Consider the following 20,997-nt stretch of genomic DNA (forward strand, 5'->3'; position numbering starts at 1 on the left):
GGTCAGACCTCCAGGTCGGTGGGGCGGGCGGGCAGGGGGCGCAGGCGCAGCTGCAGGTCGGGTCCGAGGCGGTCCAGGCTCACCAGCTCCAGCCGGGCGGCCCCTTCGATGTCGGGTATGCCGAGGTCGGGCACCGCGGGCGCCCCGCCGGCCCCGAGCAGGGCGGGCGCGAGGTGGACGAGCAGCTCGTCGACCAGGCCCGCGCGCCAGAAGGCGCCGGCGAGCGTGGGGCCGCCCTCGAGGAGGACCCGGTGCGCCCCGCGCTCCCGCAGGTCGGCAAGGACGGCGGCCGGGTCGTGCGTGCGCAGGTGGACGACCTGGCCGCCGGGGCCGTGGAGGCGAGCGTCCGCGGGGAGGTCGCGCGCGCCCACGACGACGCGAAGCGGCTGGTCGAGGGCGAGCCGTCCTCGCGGCCCGCGGGCCGTGAGCGCGGGATCGTCGGTCAGCGCGGTGCCGGTGCCGACGACGACGGCGTCCACCCGCGAGCGCAGGGCGTGCGCGGCCGCCCGCGCCTCGGGCGAGGTGATCCAGCGGCTCGACCCGTCCGCCGCGGCGACCCGGCCGTCGAGGGTCGAGGCGATCTTCCACGTCACGTGCGGCCGACCGCGGCGCGACGTGGCGCCCCAGTCCGCGACCAGCTCCTCCGCCTCGTCGTCGGGGAGCCGGGCGACGTCGACCCCCGCCGCGGCAAGGGCCGCCGCCCCGCCGCCCGCGGAGGGGGTGGGGTCGGGCACGGCATACCGGACCGCCGCGACGCCGGCCCGGTGGAGGGCCTCGACGCACGGACCGGTGCGGCCGGTGTGCGCGCACGGCTCGAGGGTGACGACGGCGGTGCACCCCCGGGCCGCGGTCCCGGCCCCGGCGAGCGCCACGACCTCGGCGTGCGGACTGCCGGCCCCGGCGTGGAAGCCCTCGCCGACGGTGCGGCCGCGGTCGTCGAGGAGCACGCAGCCCACGCGGGGGTTGGGGTCGCGCGCCGGGCCGCGGCGGGCGAGCGTCACCGCGCGGCGCAGGGCGTCGGCCAGCGCGGCAGGGGGCGGCCCGGCGCTGCTGGCGCGGCCGCGCAGGAGATCTGTCACCTGGTCCTCCGGTCGTCGGTGGCCCCAGGGGAGCGACGACGGGAGACAGGAGGGGACGGGCAGGCCCGCCGACCCTCGCGCTGCCTCCCATCCGGACTTTCACCGTCGGTCCTGGAGTTTCACCAGGTCAACCGGCCGCTGGCTGCGGCCGGGTCGCGGACTGTCACCGCCGGCTCGGAGTTTCACCGACCCCGGAGCGCGTTGTCGTTCGACCCAGGCTACCGGCTCACGGAATGCGCACCACCTGACCTACCGTTGAGCACCACGATGAACGGCCCTCTGATCGTCCAGTCCGACAAGACCCTGCTCCTCGAGGTCGACCACCCCGACGCCGAGGCGGCGCGGCGCGACATCGCGCCCTTCGCCGAGCTCGAGCGCGCCCCGGAGCACATCCACACCTACCGGGTCACCCCGCTCGGGCTGTGGAACGCCCGCGCCGCCGGGCACGACGCGGAGCGGGTCGTGCACGCCCTCATCACGCACAGCCGCTACCCGGTCCCGCAGGCGCTGCTCGTCGATGTCGCGGAGACGATGGACCGCTACGGCCGGCTGACGCTGCTCAAGGAGCCGGTCGACGGGCAGAACGACCCGGAGACCGGGCTGCCCGTCACTCAGCTGGTCCTGCGCACCACCGACCGCGCCGTGCTGGCGGAGGTGCTGCGGCACAAGAAGATCAAGCCCCTCATCGGGGACCGCGTCGACGACGACACCGTGCTGGTCCACCCCTCCGAGCGCGGCCACCTGAAGCAGGAGCTGCTCAAGGTCGGCTGGCCCGCCGAGGACCTCGCCGGCTACGTCGACGGCGAGAGGCACCCGATCGAGCTGGACACGACCGGCTGGTCGATGCGGCCCTACCAGGAGCAGGCGGTCGACGGGTTCTGGGACGGCGGCTCCGGCGTCGTCGTCCTGCCCTGCGGCGCCGGCAAGACCCTGGTCGGCGCGGGGGCCATGGCGCGCTCGGGCACCACGACGCTGATCCTGGTGACCAACACCGTCAGCGCGCGCCAGTGGCGCGACGAGCTGCTGCGGCGGACGACGCTGACCGAGGACGAGATCGGGGAGTACTCCGGCTCGCGCAAGGAGATCCGCCCGGTGACGATCGCGACATACCAGGTGCTGACGACGCGCCGCAAGGGCGTCTACCCGCACCTGGACCTGCTCGACGCGCGCGACTGGGGGCTCATCCTCTACGACGAGGTCCACCTCCTCCCGGCCCCCATCTTCCGGATGACGGCCGACCTGCAGGCCCGCCGCCGGCTCGGCCTCACCGCCACGCTCGTGCGCGAGGACGGCCGCGAGTCCGACGTCTTCTCTCTCATCGGGCCCAAGCGCTTCGACGCGCCGTGGAAGGACATCGAGGCCCAGGGCTACATCGCCCCGGCCGACTGCGTCGAGGTCCGGGTCAGTCTGTCCGAGTCCATGCGGATGGCGTATGCCGTCGCCGAGCCCGAGGAGCGCTACCGGTTCGCCTCCTGCGCGCCGGCCAAGGACGGCGTCGTCAGGGCGCTGGTCGAGCGGCACCGCGGGGAGCCGACGCTGGTGATCGGGCAGTACCTCGACCAGCTCGACCAGCTCGCCACCACCCTCGACGCCCCGCTCATCACCGGCGAGACGACGGTCACGCAGCGGCAGGAGCTGTTCCGGCAGTTTCGCGAGGGCGAGATCAGCCTGCTCGTCGTGAGCAAGGTCGCCAACTTCTCCATCGACCTGCCCGAGGCGTCCGTGGCGATCCAGGTGTCAGGCACCTTCGGGTCACGCCAGGAGGAGGCCCAGCGGCTCGGCCGGGTGCTGCGCCCCAAGGGCGACGGTCGGACCGCGCACTTCTACACCGTCGTCGCCCGCGACACCGTGGACGCCGAGTTCGCCGCCCACCGGCAGCGCTTCCTGGCCGAGCAGGGCTACGCCTACCGCATCGTGGACGCCGACGACCTCGGCAGCCTCGACGCGACGCCGACCGGACGCTGACCTCCCTGCCACGCATCACTTCGTGCGGGCTGGGCTCAGCCCTCCTGCAGCTCCACGCAGTAGGTCCGTCCGGGCACGGGGAAGGACAGGGCGATCTGCCCCTCCTCGCAGCGGCCGCCGGCCCGGTCGTCCTGGGAGACCACCCGCAGGTAGCCCACACCCCGCTCGTCGCAGGTGGGCCGGGCCCAGTAGCTGTCGACCTCGTCCGGCAGCTCCCCCGACGCGCGGTAGCAGCGGTCGACCTCGAGGTTCGGGGCCAGGCAGGCGAACCGCGCCCGGGCCTGGGGGTCGGGCGCGCGGCCCGGTCGCGGGTAGTTCTTCTCGAACCAGCCGACGTCGGCACCCGGGCACAGGGAGTGCGCCACCTGTGCGGACATGTTGGTGTCGGTGACGGTGTAGGTGAGATGGCCGTCCGCGCCCTCGCAGTCCGCCTCGACCAGCCGCGGCGGGACACCTCGGCCGTTCTCGTCGACTCGCGCGCAGTCGCCCTTGCCGACCCAGCCGATGGCCGTCAGCTGCGGGCCCGCCACGAACCACACGGCGACCGCCAGCACCACGCCTGCGACGCTCAGCAGCGCCCGTCGGCCCAGGCCCGGCCGGCGGCGCGTGCTCACGCCGCGGCCTCGCAGCCGCGGCGCAGCGCGTCCGCCCCCGGACCGTGGAGCTGGTCCAGGAGCGCGGTGCGGCCGGAGAGCAGGAGCAGATGGCCCAGGACCGGGCCGCGGACCTCGCTGCCCCGGCCCACCTGCCAGTCGACGTCGTCGGCCACCAGCCGGTGCCCGTCGAGGGCGATCCGCCTGTAGACGGAGGAGAGCCGGGACGGTCGGACCTGCCAGAGCCGGTCGGCCGCGATGGCGGCCTCCTCGGGGGCGAGCGGAAGCGTCATACCGAGCGGAAGGGCGATGTCCTGACCGTGGAGCACGATGTCGGTGTGCGTGTCGCGCGGGGTCACTCCGGCATTGTGGCGCCTGGAGCCCACCGTCTGCCGGATCCGCGCGGTGACGGATGCGCGCGCTGCGCGAGGCGCTGACGATGCTGCGCGAGATCACCGACCCATGGGCACCGAGCGACTGACGGCACGCCGGCTCCCACGGACCGACCCCGGCCCCAGCCCATGTCCAGCCATCTCCCAGGCAACGGTCGGACGATGGTGGGCATGACGACCACGCACGACGCCCCGGAGGCCACTCTCCTCGTCGTCGAGGACGAGACCAACATCCGCGAGCTGCTGACGACCAGCCTGCGCTTCGCCGGTTTCGAGGTGCATGCGGCCCCCGACGGCCGTACCGCCCTCCAGCTGGCGGGCGAGCACGAGATCGACCTCGCGGTGCTCGACATCATGCTGCCCGACATGGACGGCTTCACCGTCACCCGCACCCTGCGCGAGCGCGGCCAGGACGTCCCCATCCTCTTCCTCACCGCCCGCGACTCCCTCGACGACAAGGTCAAGGGGCTCACCGTCGGCGGCGACGACTACGTCACCAAGCCCTTCAGCCTCGAGGAGGTCGTGGCCCGCATCCGGGCGGTGCTGCGCCGCACCCGCACCATCGAGGAGGACGCGCACGTCCTCCGGGTGGCCGACCTCGAGCTCGACGAGGACAGCCACGAGGTCCGCCGCAACGGGCAGGTCATCGAGGTCTCCCCCACCGAGTTCAAGCTGCTGCGCTACCTCATGCTCAACCCTGGCCGGGTGCTGTCCAAGAGCCAGATCCTCGACCACGTGTGGGACTACGACTTCCGCGGCGAGATGAACATCGTGGAGTCCTACATCTCCTACCTGCGGCGCAAGATCGACGTCGTCGGCGACCCGCTCATCCACACCAAGCGCGGCGTCGGCTACGTCCTGCGCGCTCCCCGGTGACGCGCGCAAGGTGAGGCTGCTCGCCCGGCTGCGCAGCACGTCATACCAGCGCCTGCACAAGCTGTCCCTGACCCGCCGTCTGGTGACGGTGGTGATCCTGCTCGTCCTCGCGGCCTACCTGCTCACCACCTCGGTGACGATCATGATGCTGCGCGGCTTCCTGCTCGACCGCACCGACGCGGACCTGGAGGCCTACATCGAGCCTCTCGCGGTGACCGCGCTGAGCCAGATGATCGAGGAGGCGACGGGGCAGCCGGCGCTGGAGCAGCGCACCTTCGTGCCGCCCAACCCCTACTTCGTCATCTACACCCCGCCGGACAAGACCGCGGCGCCGACACCGTTCGTGCTGCCGAGCCGCTCGGAGATCAGCCGCCCGGAGCTCGAGCGCGTGGACGACGACGACCACCGGCTGGGCTCGCCGTTCACCGTGGAGGCGCGCGGGCACGACGGGACCTGGCGGGTGCTGGCCAAACGCCTCACCGAGGGCGGCACGATCGCCGTCGCGGCGCCGCTGGACGATGTCGACAGCACCGTCGCCACCCTGCTGCGCCTCACCCTGGTGATCGGCCTGACCACGCTGGCGGTGGTGGGCGTGCTCGGCTGGTATGCCGTGCGCCGCGCCTTCCGCCCGCTGACCCGGATCGAGGACACCGCCGCCGCGATCGCCGACGGCGACCTCACCCGCCGCGTCCCTCCCCACGGCGCTGCGGACGAGGTGGGCTCGCTGTCGGACTCGCTCAACCGGATGCTCGCGCAGATCGAGCACAGCTTCGCGGTCCGGGAGGCCTCCGAGCGCAAGATGCGCACCTTCGTCGCCGACGCGTCGCACGAGCTGCGGACGCCGCTGGCCACCGTCAAAGGGTATGCCGAGCTGTACCGCTTCGGCGCCGTGGCCCCGGAGGACGTGCCGGGGGCCATGCGCCGCATCGAGGACGAGGCCACGCGGATGGCCCGGCTGGTCGAGGACCTGCTCACGCTGACACGCCTGGACTCCGAGCCCGCCATGTCGCCGACGCGCGTGGACCTGACGGTGCTGACCAACGACGTCGTCCAGGACGCCCAGGTGCGCGCCCCCGACCGGCGGATCGCCCTGGTGACACTCGAGGGCACGTCCCGCGACGGGCACACCGTCGTCGGTGAGGACGGCGCACTGCGCCAGGTGCTCACCAACCTGGTCGCCAACGCGATCACCCACACGCCGCCCGCGACGCCGATCGAGGTGGCCCTGGGGCGGGTGGGCGAGACGGTCGTGGCGGAGGTCCGTGACCACGGTCCCGGTCTGGAGCCGGGCACGGCCGAACGGGTCTTCGAGCGCTTCTATCGTGCGGACCGCTCACGCAGCCGGGAGTCCGGGGGGACCGGGCTCGGCCTGGCGATCGTCTCCGCCATCGTCGCGCGGCACCGCGGCACCGTCCGCCACCTTCCCACCCCGGGCGGCGGCGCCACCTTCCGGGTCGAGCTCCCGGCCGCTCCCCCGGTGACCGGGGAGATCAGCGTGCGCCGACCCTCGCACAAGGAGGAGACCGGCGCCCACCGCCGTCGCTCCTGACGCCCGCGGAGCGTGCGCAACCCACTCACTGGAGTGGCACGCGCACGCCATACCGGGCGAGCCCGTGCACAACCCACTCACCGGAGTGAGACACGCACGCCATACCGGGGGCGCGCGTGCACAACCCACTCACCGGAGTGGCACGCGCACGCCATACCGGGCGAGGGCGCGCGCAAACCACTCACCGGAGTGGCACGCGCACGCCATACCGGGCGAGCCCGTGCACAACCCACTCACCGGAGCAGGACACGCACGCCAAACCGGAGCCGCTCCAGTTCTCGACCACTGTCGCGGAGCGTCCGGAACCGCACCTCTGTCGGCGGCCGGCACTAGCCTCGGCAGCATCCATTCCCCGGACGAGGAGTCATCATGGCCACGCTGTCGACCTACATGGCCTTCCTCGGCAACGCCGCCGAGGCGTTCACGCACTACCAGGAGGTGTTCGGCGGCGAGCTGCTGCTGATGCGCTACTCCGACGTCCCGCAGATGACCGGCATGCCCTTCGAGCCCGACCCGCAGGCCGTGGCGCACGCGCAGCTCGACGTGGACGGCGGGCGGATCACCGGCGGCGATGCCATGCCCGGCGAGGAGTATGCCGTTCGCGACACGGTGTACTCCCTCCTGTACTCCCGCGACGACGTGGAGCGCGCCCGCGAGCTGATCGACGCGCTCGTGGCCGGTGGCGGCTCGATGAACATGCCCTTCGCGCTGGCCCCGTGGGGGTCGCACTACGGCCAGGTCTTCGACCGGTTCGGCGTCATGTGGTCCTTCGACGTCGCCGCGAGCGCGGGCGAGGACGGCTGACCCCGGCCCGGGCGAGGGCGTCCAGGAAAGTCACAGCCGACCCCCAGCCCGCACCGACCTCCCTGGTGTCTGATGGGGGCCATGACCACCTCGCCGCAGGGACCCGACAGCTCTTCGTACCCGCACCGCCCCGACGCGGTGGACCCCACCGCACCCAACGCGCCCACCGCGCCGTACGCGACGCCGCCGGCGCCGCGGCAGCGGCGGCGCTTCGGCGACGTCGCCGTGGCCAGCGTCCTGGCGGCGGCGCTCGCCTCGGGCGGGACCTACGCGGCCGTCCGCGCCGCCGACGACGGCAGCACCGTGAGCTCGAGCAGCACCTCGGACGAGGCGTCCGGGACCTCCGCCTCCAACCAGGGCACGACCGTGGCCCTCACCGGCGAGAAGGACTGGCGGTCCATCGCCACCGAGGTGACCCCCAGCGTGGTGTCGATCGACACCGCGGGCGCGCAGGGTGAGGGGGCAGGCTCGGGAGTCGTCTGGGACGACCAGGGGCACGTGGTCACCAACGCCCACGTCGTCGAGGGCGCCCAGCAGCTGCGGGTCGTGCTGTCCGACGGGCGTGCCTACCCGGCGACCGTCGTCGGCACCGACGTCTCGAGCGACCTCGCCGTGGTCAAGCTGGACACCGTGCCGGACGGGCTGACGCCCATCAAGGTCGGTGACGACGAGCTGCTGGCGGTGGGTGACCCCGTGATGGCGGTAGGTAACCCGCTCGGCCTGTCGGGCACCGTCACGACCGGCATCGTCAGCGCCCTCGACCGCCCGGTCACCACGCAGGGCAGCGGCAATGCGTCCGGCATGTCGGGGGCGCCCGTCGTCACCAACGCGATCCAGACGTCGGCGGCGATCAACCCGGGAAACTCCGGCGGCGCGCTGCTCAACGGGGCCGGAGAGCTCGTGGGCATCAACTCCTCGATCGCGGCCCTACCGTCCGCCGGCCAGAGCCAGGCGGGCTCCATCGGCATCGGCTTCGCCATCCCGGCGACGAAGGTGCGGCTGATCGCCGACCAGCTGATCTCCACCGGCACCGCCCAGCACGCCTTCCTCGGGGTGACGCTGGGGGACGGTGAGGCCGAGACGGACGGGGCGACGCTGAGCGGTGCCGAGGTGGGCCAGGTGGAGCCGAGCTCCCCGGCGGAGCAGGCAGGGCTGCAGGCCGGAGACCTCATCATCGGGATCGACGGCGAGTCCGTCAGCTCGGCCACCGCGCTCGTCGGCCAGGTGCGCGAGCGCGGCACGGGCGACGAGGTGACGATCGACTACGTGCGCCAGGGCCAGCGCGAGGAGGTCACCGTGACCCTGGCGGCCCGCCCCGACGAGGGCTGACCTCCCCGGATGCCGGGTGCCGTCCGACCTGCAGGGTAAGTTTGGTCGGACGGCACCTCCATGTCCCGGTGGTGCCACCCTCGTTCTAGGAGCTCCCCGTGAAGATCGTGGTCCTCGGCGGCGACGGATTCTGTGGCTGGCCGGCCTCGCTGCACCTCAGCGACCTCGGCCACGACGTGCTCCTCGTCGACAACCTGTCCCGTCGCCGGATCGACGAGGAGCTCGGAGCCTCCTCGCTGACCCCCATCGCGACCCCCCAGGAGCGGGTCGCGGCCTGGCGCGAGGTCGCCGGCCGGGAGATCCGGTTCGTGGAGCTGGACGTGGCGCAGGACTACGACGACCTGCGCGACCTGCTCCTCACCGAGCGGCCGGACGCGGTGGTGCACTTCGCCGAGCAGCGGGCCGCGCCATACTCCATGAAGTCCCCCGCCCACAAACGCTACACGGTCGACAACAACGTCAACGCCACGCACAACCTGCTTGCCGCCGTCGTGGAGACCGGCCTGGACATCCACGTCGTGCACCTGGGGACGATGGGCGTCTACGGCTACGGCACGGCCGGGATGAAGATCCCGGAGGGCTACCTCGACGTGACCGTGACGCCGGAGGACGAGGGGGCCGCGCCGGTCGAGCAGCAGATCCTCTACCCGACCAACCCCGGCTCGGTCTACCACCTCACCAAGGTGCTCGACCAGAACCTCTTCGCCTACTACGCCAAGAACGACCGGCTGCGGATCACCGACCTGCACCAGGGCATCATCTGGGGCACGCACACCGACCAGACCGCCCGCGACGAGCGGCTCATCAATCGCTTCGACTACGACGGCGACTACGGCACGGTGCTCAACCGCTTCCTCATGCAGGCCGCGGTCGGCTACCCGCTGACGGTGCACGGCACCGGCGGGCAGACGCGCGCCTTCATCCACATCCGCGACATGGTCCGCTGCGTGCAGCTGGCCCTGGAGAACCCTCCGGCCGTCGGCGATCGCGTGATGATCATCAACCAGATGACCCAGACGCACCGCGTGCGCGACCTGGCCGAGCTGGTCGCCCGGATCAGCGACGCGACCGTCGAGCTGGTCCCCAACCCGCGCCACGAGGCCGCCGAGAACGAGCTGCACGTGCGCAACGACACCTTCCTCGACCTCGGCCTGGAGCCCACGCTCCTGGAGGAGGGACTGCTGGTCGAGGTCGAGGACGTCGCGCGCCGGTATGCCGACCGCGCCGACCTGGACAAGATCCCGTGCACCTCGGTCTGGACGCAGGAGCAGCGGCCCGGCGTGCCCCCGTCGCGGAGCGCGGCGACCGCGGCCACCGCGGCGACCGCGGTCTGACCCGGACGTCACGGCATACCAGGCAGGGCCATGCGCATCGCGCTCTTCACCGAGGTCTTCCTCCCCAAGGTCGACGGGGTGGTCACCCGGATCACCCGCACGCTGGACCAGCTGACCGAGCTCGGCCACACCGCTCTGGTCTTCGCGCCGGGCGACCCGCCGGGCCACTACGGCCCGCACCGCGTGGTCCGGGTGCGCTCGGTGTCCTTCCGGCCGTGGTACCCGGAGATCAAGGTCGGCCTGCCGACCCCGCGCATCGCCCGCGAGATGCAGGCCTTCCAGCCGGACGTCGTGCACGCGGTCAACCCGGTGTGGCTCGCGGCCTACGGCGTGCTCTCCGCCCGGCGCCGCAACCTGCCGCTGCTCGCCAGCTTCCACACCGACGTGCCCTCCTACACGACGGCCATCGGCAACGGTCTGCAGGTGCTGCGCGCCCCGGTCCAGGGGTGGACGACAGGCATGCACAACCTCGCCGAGGTCAACCTCTGCACCTCCCAGCAGATGGTCGACCGCGCCCGCGAGGTCGGGATCCGCGAGGTGGACCTGTGGCCCAAGGCCGTGGACACGGTGACCTACCACCCCGGCGCCCGGACGGAGGCGATGCGCCACCGCCTCACCGACGGTCACCCCGACGCCCCGCTGATCCTGTATGTCGGCCGGCTGTCGAAGGAGAAGGACCTCGACCAGCTCCTCGAGCCGATCCGTCGTCTCTCGGGGTATGGCGCGCGCCTCGCCTTCGTAGGCTCCGGCCCCGGCCGGGAGGAGCTCGAGCGGAGGTTCGCCGGGACCCCGACGGTGTTCACCGGCTACCTGGCGGGCGCCGATCTGGCGGCCGCCTACGCCTCCGCCGACGTCTTCGCCTTCCCCTCCACGACCGAGACGCTGGGCCTGGTGGCGCTGGAGTCGATGGCCAGCGGCGTCCCGGTGGTCGGGGCCGACGCGGGCGGCATCCCGTTCGCCGTCGACCACGGGCGCACCGGCTTCCTGGTCACACCCGGTGACGCCGAGGGCCTCACGGCGCGGCTGCAGGAGCTGCTGACCGACGCCGAGCTGCGCGCCCGGATGGGCGCCGAAGCCCGCGCCGACGCCGAGCGGCACTCGTGGCGGGCGGCGACCGAGGCGCTCGTGGGCTACTACGAGCTGGCCCTCGAGCGGCACCAGGGCCGCCCCCCGGTGCACCGCGCCCTGCGCGCCCGCCACCCCTGAGGGCGGGGACGGCGGGACGAGCAGTCGGGTAGCCTCGCTCTTCCCCCCCTCACCCGCCGAGGTCACCCGTGCCCGCCACACGTCATACCCAGCCCTCCTCCCCCGAGACCGAGCTCGCCGCCGAACGCGCCCACCTGGACCGCGCCCGCGCCGAGCTCGCGCGCATGCGCGAGCACACCCTGTCCCTGCAGGCCGACGGGGGCGACGCGATCGCCGGGGAGGCCCTGGCGCACACCCTGTGGCTGCGCGCCCGCGCGCTGCAGGACGACCCGCGCACGACCCTCTTCTTCGGCCGCATCGACACCGACGCGCCCGAGACCCTCTACATCGGGCGCCGGCACGTCAGCGACGAGGGCGGTGACCCGGTCGTCGTCGACTGGCGCGCGGGCGTGTCCACCGCGTTCTACCGGGCGAGCCCGACCGAGCCGATGGGGCTGCGCCGACGGCGGCGCTTCGGTGTCGAGGCCGGGCGGATCACGGCGTTCGAGGACGAGGAGCTGCAGGGGGCACCCGCGGACGACCGCCTTGCCGCCACCGGCTCCAGCGCCCTGCTCGCCCGCGAGATCGAGCGCCCCCGCATCGGGCCCATGCGCGACATCGTCGCCACCATCCAGCCGGAGCAGGACGAGATCGTCCGCTCCGACGTGGCGACCACCATCTGCGTCCAGGGGGCGCCGGGCACCGGGAAGACCGCCGTCGGCCTGCACCGCGCGGCCTGGCTGCTCTACGCCTTCCGCGACCGGCTCGCCCGTTCCGGCGTGCTCGTCGTCGGCCCCAACCGCGCCTTCCTCGAGCACGTCGGGGCGGTGCTCCCCTCGCTGGGCGAGGTGACCGTGCGGCACACCACCGTCGAGGAGCTGGCCGCGCACGGCACGGTGCGCGCGCACGACATACCGGAGGTCGCGCGGCTCAAGGGCGAGGCGCGGATGGCCGAAGTGCTGCGCGAGGCGGTGTGGTCGCGGGTCCGGCCCGCGACCGAGGCGCTCGTGGTGCCGCGCGGGGCGCACCGGTGGCGCGTGCCGGCCTACGAGGTGCAGGACATCCTCGACGAGCTGCGCTCGCGCGGGGTCAGGTATGCCGCGGCCCGCGCGATGCTCCCCCAGCGGCTGGCGCACGCCGTCCTCGTGGCGATGGAGCGGGCGGGGGACTCACCGGACGACACGGTGCAGGACAGCGTCGCGCGGTCGGCCGCGGTGAAGGCGTACGTGAAGGCCGTCTGGCCCGAGCTGACGCCACAGGTGGTGCTGCACCACGTGCTGTCGACCGGCGAGGGGCTGGCCGACGACCAGCGGGTCATGGTGTGGGACAAGCCTTCCCGGACGCCGGGCAGGGCCCGGTGGAGCGTGGCCGACCTCGCGCTGCTCGACGAGCTCGCGGATGTGGTGGAACGGACCCCGAGCCTGGGCCACGTCGTCCTGGACGAGGCGCAGGACCTCTCGCCGATGCAGCTGCGGGCCGTCGGGCGCCGGGCCTCGACCGGTTCGCTCACCGTGCTCGGCGACATCGCGCAGGGGACGACGCCGTGGGCGACCGGCTCGTGGGAGGAGTCGTTGCATCACCTGGGCAAGGACCTCGGCGCGGACGGCGTGCACCTGGAAGTGCTCGACCGCGGCTTCCGCGTGCCTGCGGCGGTGATCGAGTATGCCGCTCGCCTCCTCCCCCACATGGCGCCCGGCCTCGGTGCGCCGCGGTCCGTGCGGTCCAACCCGGGTCGGCTCGACGTGGTGGTGGTCGGCGACGCGGTGGCCGGCGCGGTCGAGGCGGCGCGGTCAGCCTCGGAGCACGAGGGATCGGTCGGCGTGATCGTGCCCGACGCGTGGGTCGGTCGGGTAGGCGATGCGCTGGGCGCCGCGGGGCTGGAGCACGAGGTGCTCGACGGCGAGCACGCCGAGGAGCGGATCCTGCCGCTGCACCTCGTGCCGGCGACCGTGGCCAAGGGCCTGGAGTTCGACCAGGTCGTCGTCGTCGAGCCGGCCTCGATCGCCGCGGCCGAGCCGGACGAGCGCACCGGCCTGCGCCGGCTCTACGTCGTGCTCACCCGCGCCGTCACCGGCCTCACGGTCGTCCACGCCGACCCCCTCCCCGCACCCCTCGCCGCTCCGTAGCCCCCCTCCCCCAGCCCCTCGGCGGACAGCAACCGCTCCACCCTCGGTGGGGGGGGTCAGGGTGCGGTGACGGTGCCGCGGTCTCCGTCGACCGTCACGACCTGGCCGGTGCGCAGGGTGGAGGTGGCGGTCCCGGTGCCGAGGACGACGGGCAGGCCGTACTCGCGCGCCACGATCGCCGCGTGCGACGCGGGTCCACCGTGGTCGACGACGACGGCCGCTGCACGCGAGAACAGCGGCGTCCAGGGCGGGCTCGTCGCCGCGCACACGAGCACCTCCCCGGGCAGGAAGGAGCCGAACTCCTCCGGCCCGGCCAGCACCCGCACGGTCCCCGTCGCGCTCCCGCCGCCCCCCGCGATGCCACTCACGAGCGCGTCCGTCCGCGCGCCCTGTCCCGGGTAGAGGCTCGCCCGCGCGATCAGCGGCGACCCCGCGAGCGCCGCATAGCCGTTGCGGCGGCGCTCCACGAGTGCGCGCAGCTCCGGGTATGCCGTCGCTCCAGCACTCTGTGCCGCGGCCGGGTCGGGCAGCTGGGTGAGCTCGTCCCGCAGGAGGTACCAGACGTCCTCCGGCCGTTCGAGGTGACCGTGCTCGGCGAGCCGACGCCCCATCTCCACGAACGTCTGGCGCAGCCCCGGCATCGACCGGCTGATCTCCAGGTGCGTGTCCTCGCGCATCGCCGCGCCCTCCGCCGCGGCCCGGGCGAGCCTGCGCAGCGCCCGGGGGACCGCCGGTGGTCGATGGACCGTGGTCGGCGGTGCGTCGGCGGCGAGCGCCTTGACGATGCCCAGCACCGGCGCGGGGTCCTCCCCCCACGAGGGCTCGTGCAGGAGCAGGATCGTCGACCCCTCGCGGTGCCCCCACCGCTGCAGGACCGCGTCGAGCTGCTCGCGCACAGGCACGGCGGCCGGGCCCTGCCGGACCGCTGAGGCCAGCTCCTCCCCCGAGCGTCCGGCGAACAGGGCCCGCAGACGAGGCTCCGCGCGGACCCGGTCGGCCAGGTCGGCGAGCGCCGCGTTGAGCCTCGTCGTCTCCGAGCCCACGCCGCCCACGAGGTCGACGACCCTGAGCCCCCGACCGACGACCTTCACCGAGAGCGCGAGGAGGACCAGGGCGCGGAACGCCGCCGGAAGGTAGCGCGCCCGCAGGGCTCCCAGCTCGTCGAGCAGGTCGGCGGCCTCGGCCTGGGCGTCGCGGAGGTCGTCCCACGACCGCTCCTCCAGCCCGGGTCCGCGCAGCGCGTCCGCCCGGCTGCGCAGCGCGTCCAGGCGCGGATCGTCCCGCCAGCCGCGCGCGGGGTGCCGCACCGACCGCCACGCCGAGCGCACCGCCCGCAGCGGACTGGCCAGGCTCGGCCGCGGCACCGGCGGCACGAACGACTGCAGCACCCCGTCCTCGCGCGGCAGCACGTCCGCCCCGTCGAACCGCATCCCGCCCATCTCGCCGAACATCCGCCCCAGGTGCCGCCGCAGCACCTCGTCGACCCACGCCGTCAGCTCCAGCGGCAGCGGCCGCCGCGGCAGCAGCTCGAGCAGCACCGGACCCGTCGCCCGCTGCAGGCGGTTGAGCCGCACCGGCGGCGGGGGCAGCGCCGTCATCGGCCGCGCCTGCGTCAGCACCACCCGTCCGTCCTCGACGACGAACTCGACGTCCTGCGGCATACCGAAGTGGGCGGCGACGCCCCGCCCGACGCGCGCCAGCTCCGCGAGCACCTCGTCGGGCAGCTCCTCGCCCGGTCGCTCGCCCGCCCGGCGCTCCACCATTTCCCCGGCCGCATCGATGACAGCGTGGTCCGGCGTCACGTGCCCGCCCACCACGGCCTCGCCCAGGCCGGGGAAGCTGTCGACGACGACCCTGTCGCGCCGCCCCGTCACGGGGTCGGCCGTGAAGAGCACCCCGGCGTGGTCGGGCCGCGCCATCTCCTGCACCACGACCGCCATCGACACGCTCTCCTCCGGTATGCCGAGCCGGCGCCGGTAGGCGACCGCCCGCTCGGTGCGCAGCGAGCGCCAGCAGTCGGCCACCGCCGCGACCACCGCCTCGGCGCCGACCACGTCGAGGTAGGTGTCCTGCTGACCCGCGAACGCCGCGCCCGGAAGGTCCTCGGCCGTCGCGCTCGAGCGCACCGCCACCGGCGGCTCCCCCAGCGCCGCGTAGCCGGCACGGACCTGCTCGGCCACGGCGGCGGGGACATGCTCCCACCCGGAGCTCGCCGCCAGGCGGTAGGCCTCGGTCGTGACCACGAAGCCGGGCGGCACGGCATACCCGGCCCGCACCAGCTCACCGAGGTTGGCGCCCTTGCCCCCGGCCACGGCGAGTTCGGCACGGGTCAGGTCGGCGAGGGGGACGCACAGCTCCACACCCCGACGCTACCCGCGAGGACGCCCCGGTGGCGGGCCGGTGGGGCGGCGGCATACGGTGTGAGCAGCACCGATGTCTCGCCGAACAGGAGTGACCATGCACCCGACCCACGTCCCGATCCGCGTCGCGACCGGCGCCTTCATCCTCAACTCGGGCCTGAGCAAGCTCAAGGCCGACGAGGCCGCGCAGGAGAAGATGCACGGCTGGACGTCAAGCGTCTACCCGATGTTCAAGGACATGAAGCCCGGCGACTTCGCCAAGCTGCTCGCCTACGGCGAGATCGGTCTCGGGGCGATGCTGCTGCTGCCGACCGTCCCCTCCGCCGTCGCCGGCGGCGCCCTGGCCGCCTTCGGCGCCGGCCTGACGGGGCTCTACCTCAAGACCCCCGGCATGACCCAGGACGACGGCATCCGGCCGACCGAGCAGGGCGTCGGGCTCGCCAAGGACGTCTGGCTCGTCGGCGCCGGCGCCACCCTGGCCATGCAGTCCTTCCTCTCCGGCACCAAGCACGCCGCCCAGGCCGTGGCCGACGGCGTCACCGGGGCCGCGGGCGCGGTCGCGGGCGGCGTGACCGGCGCGGCCAGCTCGGTCGGGCACGGGATCTCCAGCGCGGTCGGCGGCGCGGTGCACTCCGGCTCCGGCAGCGCGCACAAGGGCGTCAAGGGCCTCATGGCGAGCGCGCACGACGCCCGCGAGGAGCTCGCCGACGCGCTGGCCGACCTCGCGGACGCGATGCTCAAGCGCTGAGGTCCGCTAGCTCCACCGCACCGCCACGACCGGCACCGGGTCCTCGAAGCCCTTGAGCGCCAGCGCGCGAGGCTCGGACAGGGACCCGGTGTCCGTCGTGCCGTCCAGCGTCTCGGCGCTCACCAGGATCTCCCCGGCGCCGGCCGCCGCGCCGATCCGCGCCGCCATGTGCACCCCCTGGCCCGCGTAGTCGGACGCGTCACCGTCGGGGTGGAACGCCCCACCGGTGTGCACGCCGATCCGCACGTCGGGCGCCACCACCTCCTCGGCGAGAGCCCGCTGGATCGCGACCGCAGCCTGGACCGCGGCGCGCGGCCGCTCGAACGCGGCGAAGAACCCGTCGCCCGTCTGCTTGATCACCTCGCCGCCGGCCTCCGTGATCCGCTCGCGCAGCAGCTGGTCGTGCCGGGCCAGCAGCCGCCGCCACTTCTCGTCGCCCAGCGTGCGGGCGAGCTCGGTCGAGCCGACGATGTCGGTGAAGACGAAGGTGCGCCGGGTCTCCAGCCGGCCGAGCAGCTCCTTGGCCCGCTCCTCCTCCAGCCGCGCCCCGAGGCGGGCGAAGGTGCTCTGCGCCGCCTCGAGCTCTCCGGTGGCACCGTCCTCGTCGCCCTCGTGCCGGTAGGCCAGGCCGAGCAGCATCCGCGCCTGCGCGACCTCGTAGGGCGCACCGATCTGCTGCCAGGCCGAGCGCGCCAGCCGCAGGCTCCGTGCCGCGGCCGCCCAGTCGCCCTCGGCCAGCTGGATGCGCCCCGTGGCCAGGTGCAGCTGCGCCTGGAAGGCGGGGGCGGGCACGTCCCCGATCCGGTATGCCGTGATCGTCGCCTCGAGCTCGGCGGCGGCCGCGCGGGCGGTCGCCAGGTCGCCGGCGGCCAGGGCCACCTCCACCTGCGCCGGCAGCAGCGCCATCCGTCCCAGCGGCGCCCCGCCCTCGGCGAGGCTGCGGCGCAGCGCCGCGGCGGCCGTGTCGACCTTGCCCTCCGCCAGCCGGAGCAGGGCCAGCCCCGGCTGGGGGTCCATGCCGACGGCGGCGACGTCGCGGTAGCCCTCCAGGGCGGCCCCGAACTCCCCCCGCCGGCGCCGGATCTCGGCGATCTCGTAGCGACCCTCGGCGGTGATCCAGGCGTTGTAGTCGGCGAGCTCCTCGCAGGCGGCCTGGCACTGACGCTCCGCGTCGGTCCACAGGCCTCGCAGCCGCAGCAGCTGGGCCCGGTGGATCCGGCAGGCCCCGGGGAAGCCGGTCAGGTCGTGCTGGTCGCACCAGGCGCTGGCGGCCTCGGTCCACTCCGCGGCCCGACGCACGTCGCCGACGTCGTGGCAGGTGGAGATCGTCACGCAGTAGATCAGGCCCGACTCGAAGGCCGGCAGCTCGCCGCTCACCGCCGAGGCGGTCACCTCGTCCAGCATCGCCAGCCCTTCGTCGACCTGGCCGGACCGGACCTTCATCGTCCCCTGGGCGATCCGGGCCAGCGCGACGACGTCCTTGAGCCGGAGCTCGCCACCCAGCCCCTCGGCGCGCTGGAGGTCGACGAGGCCCTCCGCGACGTTGCCGGACTCCATGAGGTTGAACCCGCGGACGACGAGCAGGTAGGCGTAGCTCGGGGACTCCTCCCGGCCCTCCAGCACCCGCTCGGCCTTGGCCATCCAGCCCTGGTAGGGAGCCATCTGACCCCGCGCGGAGAAGTCCCAGGCGTGGGAGACCGCGACCTTCCCGGCGGCCTCCGGCAGCCCTTCCTCGACGAGCCGGGCGAAGGCGGTCTCCCGCAGCTGGAAGGAGCGCTCCGGGCGGCTCGTCCACCAGGCGGACTGCCCGAAGGCCACGAGGTCGGCCCCCGTCATGGCCGAGGGGTCGGCGCGTCCGGTGGAAGAGCTCGTCGTCCTCGGTCCAGGGCCGCAGCACGTAGCAGTGGAGGTCGCCGACGGCGGTGCCCCGCAGGATGGACCCGGCCACCCCTTCGTCGGCCCAGGCACCCCAGTCGATGAGCAGCGCGCGCCGGGCCTCGGGGTGCCGGCTCCGCGCCGAGGCGAGCACCTCCGCCCGCGCGGCGGGCGGCATACCGTCCCCGACCAGGACCAGGGCGACCCGCTCCCCGCGCTCGTGCGCCCCCTCAAGCACGCGCAGCGCGTCGGGGGCGCCGACCTCGCCGCGCACGCGGTAGGACGAGGCGAAGCTGCGCGACAGCTCCGACTCGGTGCTCCCCAGCCGGGCGGCGTCGTGCTCTACGACCAGGAGCAGGGGTCTGGCTCCCCACTCGTCACGGGCAATGATCCAGCGTAGATCCGCGTGGCGCCCACCACCAGACCCCGCGGACGCGCAGCCTGGCGCCCGGATGCCACAGTGGGTCCGTGGAACCCGTCGTGAACGCGCTGGCCGAGCCGCTCCTCGACCGCTGGCTGGCCGATGCCGAGCTGCTCGCCCCGCGTGCCGGCCGCGACCTGTGGCTGCGGGAGGGCTCGCTGCTGCTGCGGGGCTGGGGCGAGCCGCACCGGCGCTACCACACGGCGGAGCACCTCGCCGAGGTGCTCGCGGCGCTCGACGAGCTGGCCGGCGCCGGGCACCTGGACGTGCGGGAGGCGCTGCTGGCTCGGGCCGTCGGGTGGTACCACGACCTGCACTACGACCCCAGTGCCGCACCGGGCAGCAACGAGCACCGCAGCGCGACCATGGCGCGTGACCACCTCCACGCGCTCGGGGTCGACGACACGCTCGTCGGCACGGTCGAGGACGGGGTGCTGATGACGGCGACGCACGAGGTCCGGCCGGGCGGGGTCGAGGGCGGGGTCGGGGCGCGGGTCCTGGACGCCGTGCACGACGCCGACCTGTGGATCCTCTCCGCACCGTCCCCGAGGTATGCCGCGTACCGCGCCCAGGTGCGCGAGGAGTACGCCCACGTGCCGGACCACCTCTTCCGCGCCGGCCGGGCCGCCGTGATGGGGGGCTTCGCCGGGCGGGAGCGGATCTACCGGACCGACCACGCGCACGCTGCCTGGACCGCGCAGGCCCGCGTCAACCTCGCCGACGAGCTCGCCGACCTCGCCTGACCCCGCTCACCCCCCACCGAACGCGCCATCTCGTTGCGTCGGCCCGCTCAGAGGCGCTCCCACCACCAGTCGACGATCGGCCACCACGGCTGCGCTCCGGAGAGTCGCTCGGCGTCGCCGCGCGCGAACCAGGCGGCCTCGAGCACGTCGTCCAGCGCGGGCCGCAGCGGGACCGCCACCTCGACGGCGGCGGCGAAGACCTGCAGGTGGTTCGCCCCCGGTCCGAACGGCCACGCGTCCACGCCCTCATCGACGGTCACGCGCTCGTAGCCGACCGGCCGGAGGTCGTCGGGCCGCAGCCGCAGCCCGGTCTCCTCCGAGAGCTCGCGGACCGCACCCTCCCGCGCGCTCTCCCCCGGGTCTCGCTTGCCACCGGGCGGCGCCCATCCGGGTCGCGAGGCGTTGCGGACCATCGCCATCAGGTCACCCGCCCGCACGAGCACGACCGTGGCACCGGCGTCGACGCGCTCGTGGGGTGAAGCCACGACGTCGAGCACGTGGGGCGCGGCGGTCGCCGCGCTGAGCCCGTTCTCGACCCGGGCGAGCGGTCGCTCGCCCTTGCGCTTGCGGAAGCGCAGGCCGCTGTCGCGCAGGATCCGGGCCAGCTGCGTCGCCCCGACTGGGGTCGCGCCCAGGGCGACCAGATCGGCATACCGCTCCTCGGGCACGTCGTAGTGGTCCCCCTCGAAGCCGCGCTCGGGAAGGCCCGCGCGGCGCGCGAAGAGGTGCAGCTCGGCGAGGGAGGTGTCGGAGACGAGATGCGACCACAGGCGCCCGTGCGCCGGCCACAGGGGCGGGTCGATGAGGACGCTCACGCGGCGGCCCGGGGGGCGTACATGATCAGGGCGACGCCGGCCAGGCACACCAGGGCGCCGATCACGTCATACCGGTCGGGGCGGAAGCCGTCCACGACCACGCCCCAGAGCAGGGACCCGACGATGAACACCCCGCCGTAGGCCGCCAGCACCCGCCCGAAGTGCGCGTCCGGCTGGAACGCGGCCACGACGCCGTAGAGCCCGAGGCTGAGCACGCCGAGCCCGACGAACAGCCAGCCCCGCGACTCCCTGATGCCCTGCCAGACCAGCCACGCGCCACCGATCTCGAGGAGCGCGGCAAGGGCGAAGAGGAGGGTCGAGCGGCCGGTCATGAGGTCAGACCCTAGCCCTGTGGACAACTTCTGCGGGGTATGGCGACGCTCGCCTAGCGTCGCAGACAGCGGTGGCGGGAGGCGCCGCCGATCACCAGGGAGGGACAGGCATGAGCAACACCTTCGCCGTCGACACCGCGCGGATCGCCGCCGCGTCGGCCGACATCGAGCGGATCGCCAGCACGATCGAGTCAGAGGTCCGGGCGATGATGGCCAAGCTCACCGCGCTGGGCGACTGCTGGCAAGGAGCGGCCGCCGGCGGCTTCCAGGCGGTGACCCAGGAGTGGAGCGTCACGCAGGAGCAGGTCCGGTCCTCGCTGCAGCACATCTCCACGACGCTGCGGGTCACGGGCCACGACTACGAGCAGGTCGAGCTCACCAACCGGATGCGCTTCGTGCCCCAGTGACCGGTGCCGCGTCGGCCCCGACCCCTGCACCGCCGGCGCGGCACCGCCTGTCCTCCCCCAGGGA

At 74.1% G+C, this 20,997-nt stretch carries 18 protein-coding genes and 1 riboswitch; of the genes, 11 read left to right on the forward strand and 7 right to left on the reverse strand.

Going from position 1 to position 20,997, the window contains the following annotated elements:
- Window positions 1–2: 2 nt before the first annotated feature.
- Window positions 3–1,079, reverse strand: a complete 1,077-nt coding sequence (ribD, locus tag IEV65_RS12360) for a bifunctional diaminohydroxyphosphoribosylaminopyrimidine deaminase/5-amino-6-(5-phosphoribosylamino)uracil reductase RibD (RefSeq protein ID WP_229735232.1) — start codon at window positions 1,077–1,079, stop codon at window positions 3–5.
- Window positions 1,080–1,153: 74 nt separating this feature from the next.
- A riboswitch (FMN riboswitch) is annotated at window positions 1,154–1,282 on the reverse strand.
- A gap of 64 nt (window positions 1,283–1,346) precedes the next feature.
- Here ribD and IEV65_RS12365 point away from each other — a divergent pair.
- Window positions 1,347–3,044 (forward strand): DNA repair helicase XPB, encoded by a 1,698-nt coding sequence (locus IEV65_RS12365; protein WP_188431240.1) that lies wholly within the window; start codon window positions 1,347–1,349, stop codon window positions 3,042–3,044.
- Between the two features lie 35 nt (window positions 3,045–3,079).
- Here IEV65_RS12365 and IEV65_RS12370 read toward each other — a convergent pair whose 3' ends face one another.
- Window positions 3,080–3,658: a hypothetical protein gene (locus IEV65_RS12370; RefSeq protein WP_188431242.1), complete on the reverse strand. Its 579-nt coding sequence runs from the start codon at window positions 3,656–3,658 to the stop codon at window positions 3,080–3,082.
- Complete coding sequence (locus IEV65_RS12375) at window positions 3,655–3,996, reverse strand: hypothetical protein (RefSeq protein WP_188431244.1); 342 nt, start codon at window positions 3,994–3,996, stop codon at window positions 3,655–3,657. Before IEV65_RS12375 ends, IEV65_RS12370 begins: the two co-directional genes overlap by 4 nt.
- 204 nt (window positions 3,997–4,200) lie before the next feature.
- On the opposite strand from IEV65_RS12375, the gene IEV65_RS12380 reads away from it, so the two are divergent.
- The 7 genes from IEV65_RS12380 (at window position 4,201) to IEV65_RS12410 (ending at window position 13,232) form a co-directional block, all read left to right on the forward strand.
- Window positions 4,201–4,905, forward strand: coding sequence for a response regulator transcription factor (locus IEV65_RS12380; protein WP_188431246.1), 705 nt, complete (start codon window positions 4,201–4,203; stop codon window positions 4,903–4,905).
- A gap of 10 nt (window positions 4,906–4,915) precedes the next feature.
- Complete coding sequence (locus tag IEV65_RS12385) at window positions 4,916–6,454, forward strand: sensor histidine kinase (protein WP_229735234.1); 1,539 nt, start codon at window positions 4,916–4,918, stop codon at window positions 6,452–6,454.
- Window positions 6,455–6,823: 369 nt separating this feature from the next.
- Window positions 6,824–7,258: a VOC family protein gene (locus tag IEV65_RS12390; RefSeq protein WP_308642579.1), complete on the forward strand. Its 435-nt coding sequence runs from the start codon at window positions 6,824–6,826 to the stop codon at window positions 7,256–7,258.
- Window positions 7,259–7,339: 81 nt separating this feature from the next.
- The gene (locus IEV65_RS12395) at window positions 7,340–8,587 is read left to right on the forward strand and encodes a S1C family serine protease (RefSeq protein WP_188431248.1); all 1,248 of its coding nucleotides are present in this window, start codon (window positions 7,340–7,342) and stop codon (window positions 8,585–8,587) included.
- A 98-nt stretch (window positions 8,588–8,685) separates the two neighbouring features.
- Window positions 8,686–9,921 carry an NAD-dependent epimerase/dehydratase family protein gene (locus IEV65_RS12400; protein WP_188431250.1) on the forward strand — a complete coding sequence of 412 codons (1,236 nt, stop codon included), beginning with the start codon at window positions 8,686–8,688 and terminating at the stop codon, window positions 9,919–9,921.
- Between the two features lie 30 nt (window positions 9,922–9,951).
- On the forward strand, window positions 9,952–11,127 hold the full coding sequence (locus tag IEV65_RS12405) for a glycosyltransferase family 4 protein (RefSeq protein WP_188431252.1): 1,176 nt from the start codon (window positions 9,952–9,954) through the stop codon (window positions 11,125–11,127).
- 68 nt (window positions 11,128–11,195) lie between these two features.
- The gene (locus IEV65_RS12410) at window positions 11,196–13,232 is read left to right on the forward strand and encodes a HelD family protein (RefSeq protein WP_229735235.1); all 2,037 of its coding nucleotides are present in this window, start codon (window positions 11,196–11,198) and stop codon (window positions 13,230–13,232) included.
- Between the two features lie 56 nt (window positions 13,233–13,288).
- Here IEV65_RS12410 and IEV65_RS15935 read toward each other — a convergent pair whose 3' ends face one another.
- Window positions 13,289–15,592 carry a PEP/pyruvate-binding domain-containing protein gene (locus IEV65_RS15935; RefSeq protein ID WP_188431254.1) on the reverse strand — a complete coding sequence of 768 codons (2,304 nt, stop codon included), beginning with the start codon at window positions 15,590–15,592 and terminating at the stop codon, window positions 13,289–13,291.
- A 97-nt stretch (window positions 15,593–15,689) separates the two neighbouring features.
- Here IEV65_RS15935 and IEV65_RS15760 point away from each other — a divergent pair, with 97 nt between their 5' ends.
- Entirely contained in the window at window positions 15,690–16,340 is a 651-nt protein-coding gene (locus IEV65_RS15760) for a hypothetical protein (protein ID WP_229735236.1), read from the forward strand.
- A 6-nt stretch (window positions 16,341–16,346) separates the two neighbouring features.
- On the opposite strand, the gene IEV65_RS12425 is transcribed toward IEV65_RS15760, so the two are convergent.
- Window positions 16,347–18,176: an adenylate/guanylate cyclase domain-containing protein gene (locus IEV65_RS12425; protein ID WP_188431256.1), complete on the reverse strand. Its 1,830-nt coding sequence runs from the start codon at window positions 18,174–18,176 to the stop codon at window positions 16,347–16,349.
- A gap of 507 nt (window positions 18,177–18,683) precedes the next feature.
- On the opposite strand from IEV65_RS12425, the gene IEV65_RS12430 reads away from it, so the two are divergent.
- Window positions 18,684–19,379 (forward strand): HD domain-containing protein, encoded by a 696-nt coding sequence (locus IEV65_RS12430; protein ID WP_188431257.1) that lies wholly within the window; start codon window positions 18,684–18,686, stop codon window positions 19,377–19,379.
- A 47-nt stretch (window positions 19,380–19,426) separates the two neighbouring features.
- Here IEV65_RS12430 and IEV65_RS12435 read toward each other — a convergent pair whose 3' ends face one another.
- Window positions 19,427–20,194 carry a DUF4031 domain-containing protein gene (locus IEV65_RS12435; RefSeq protein ID WP_188431259.1) on the reverse strand — a complete coding sequence of 256 codons (768 nt, stop codon included), beginning with the start codon at window positions 20,192–20,194 and terminating at the stop codon, window positions 19,427–19,429.
- Window positions 20,191–20,526 (reverse strand): YnfA family protein, encoded by a 336-nt coding sequence (locus IEV65_RS12440; protein WP_188431261.1) that lies wholly within the window; start codon window positions 20,524–20,526, stop codon window positions 20,191–20,193. Before IEV65_RS12440 ends, IEV65_RS12435 begins: the two co-directional genes overlap by 4 nt.
- A 110-nt stretch (window positions 20,527–20,636) precedes the next feature.
- Between IEV65_RS12440 and IEV65_RS12445 the strand changes: the two genes are divergently transcribed.
- Window positions 20,637–20,933, forward strand: coding sequence for a WXG100 family type VII secretion target (locus IEV65_RS12445; RefSeq protein ID WP_188431263.1), 297 nt, complete (start codon window positions 20,637–20,639; stop codon window positions 20,931–20,933).
- The last annotated feature ends 64 nt before the right edge of the window (window positions 20,934–20,997 follow it).

It is taken from the genome of Ornithinimicrobium tianjinense, from assembly GCF_014636495.1.
In the GTDB taxonomy this organism is placed as follows: Bacteria; Actinomycetota; Actinomycetes; order Actinomycetales; family Dermatophilaceae; genus Ornithinicoccus; species Ornithinicoccus tianjinensis.

Bases quoted from the DNA above. Each gene is read 5' to 3' on its own strand.
- IEV65_RS12365 (WP_188431240.1), top strand. From the start codon at position 1,347: ATGAACGGCCCTCTGATCGTCCAGTCCGACAAGACCCTGCTCCTCGAG.
- IEV65_RS12380 (WP_188431246.1), top strand. From the start codon at position 4,201: ATGACGACCACGCACGACGCCCCGGAGGCCACTCTCCTCGTCGTCGAG.
- IEV65_RS12390 (WP_308642579.1), top strand. From the start codon at position 6,824: ATGGCCACGCTGTCGACCTACATGGCCTTCCTCGGCAACGCCGCCGAG.
- IEV65_RS12395 (WP_188431248.1), top strand. From the start codon at position 7,340: ATGACCACCTCGCCGCAGGGACCCGACAGCTCTTCGTACCCGCACCGC.
- IEV65_RS12405 (WP_188431252.1), top strand. From the start codon at position 9,952: ATGCGCATCGCGCTCTTCACCGAGGTCTTCCTCCCCAAGGTCGACGGG.
- IEV65_RS15760 (WP_229735236.1), top strand. From the start codon at position 15,690: ATGCACCCGACCCACGTCCCGATCCGCGTCGCGACCGGCGCCTTCATC.
- IEV65_RS12425 (WP_188431256.1), bottom strand. From the start codon at position 18,176: ATGACGGGGGCCGACCTCGTGGCCTTCGGGCAGTCCGCCTGGTGGACG.
- IEV65_RS12440 (WP_188431261.1), bottom strand. From the start codon at position 20,526: ATGACCGGCCGCTCGACCCTCCTCTTCGCCCTTGCCGCGCTCCTCGAG.
- IEV65_RS12445 (WP_188431263.1), top strand. From the start codon at position 20,637: ATGAGCAACACCTTCGCCGTCGACACCGCGCGGATCGCCGCCGCGTCG.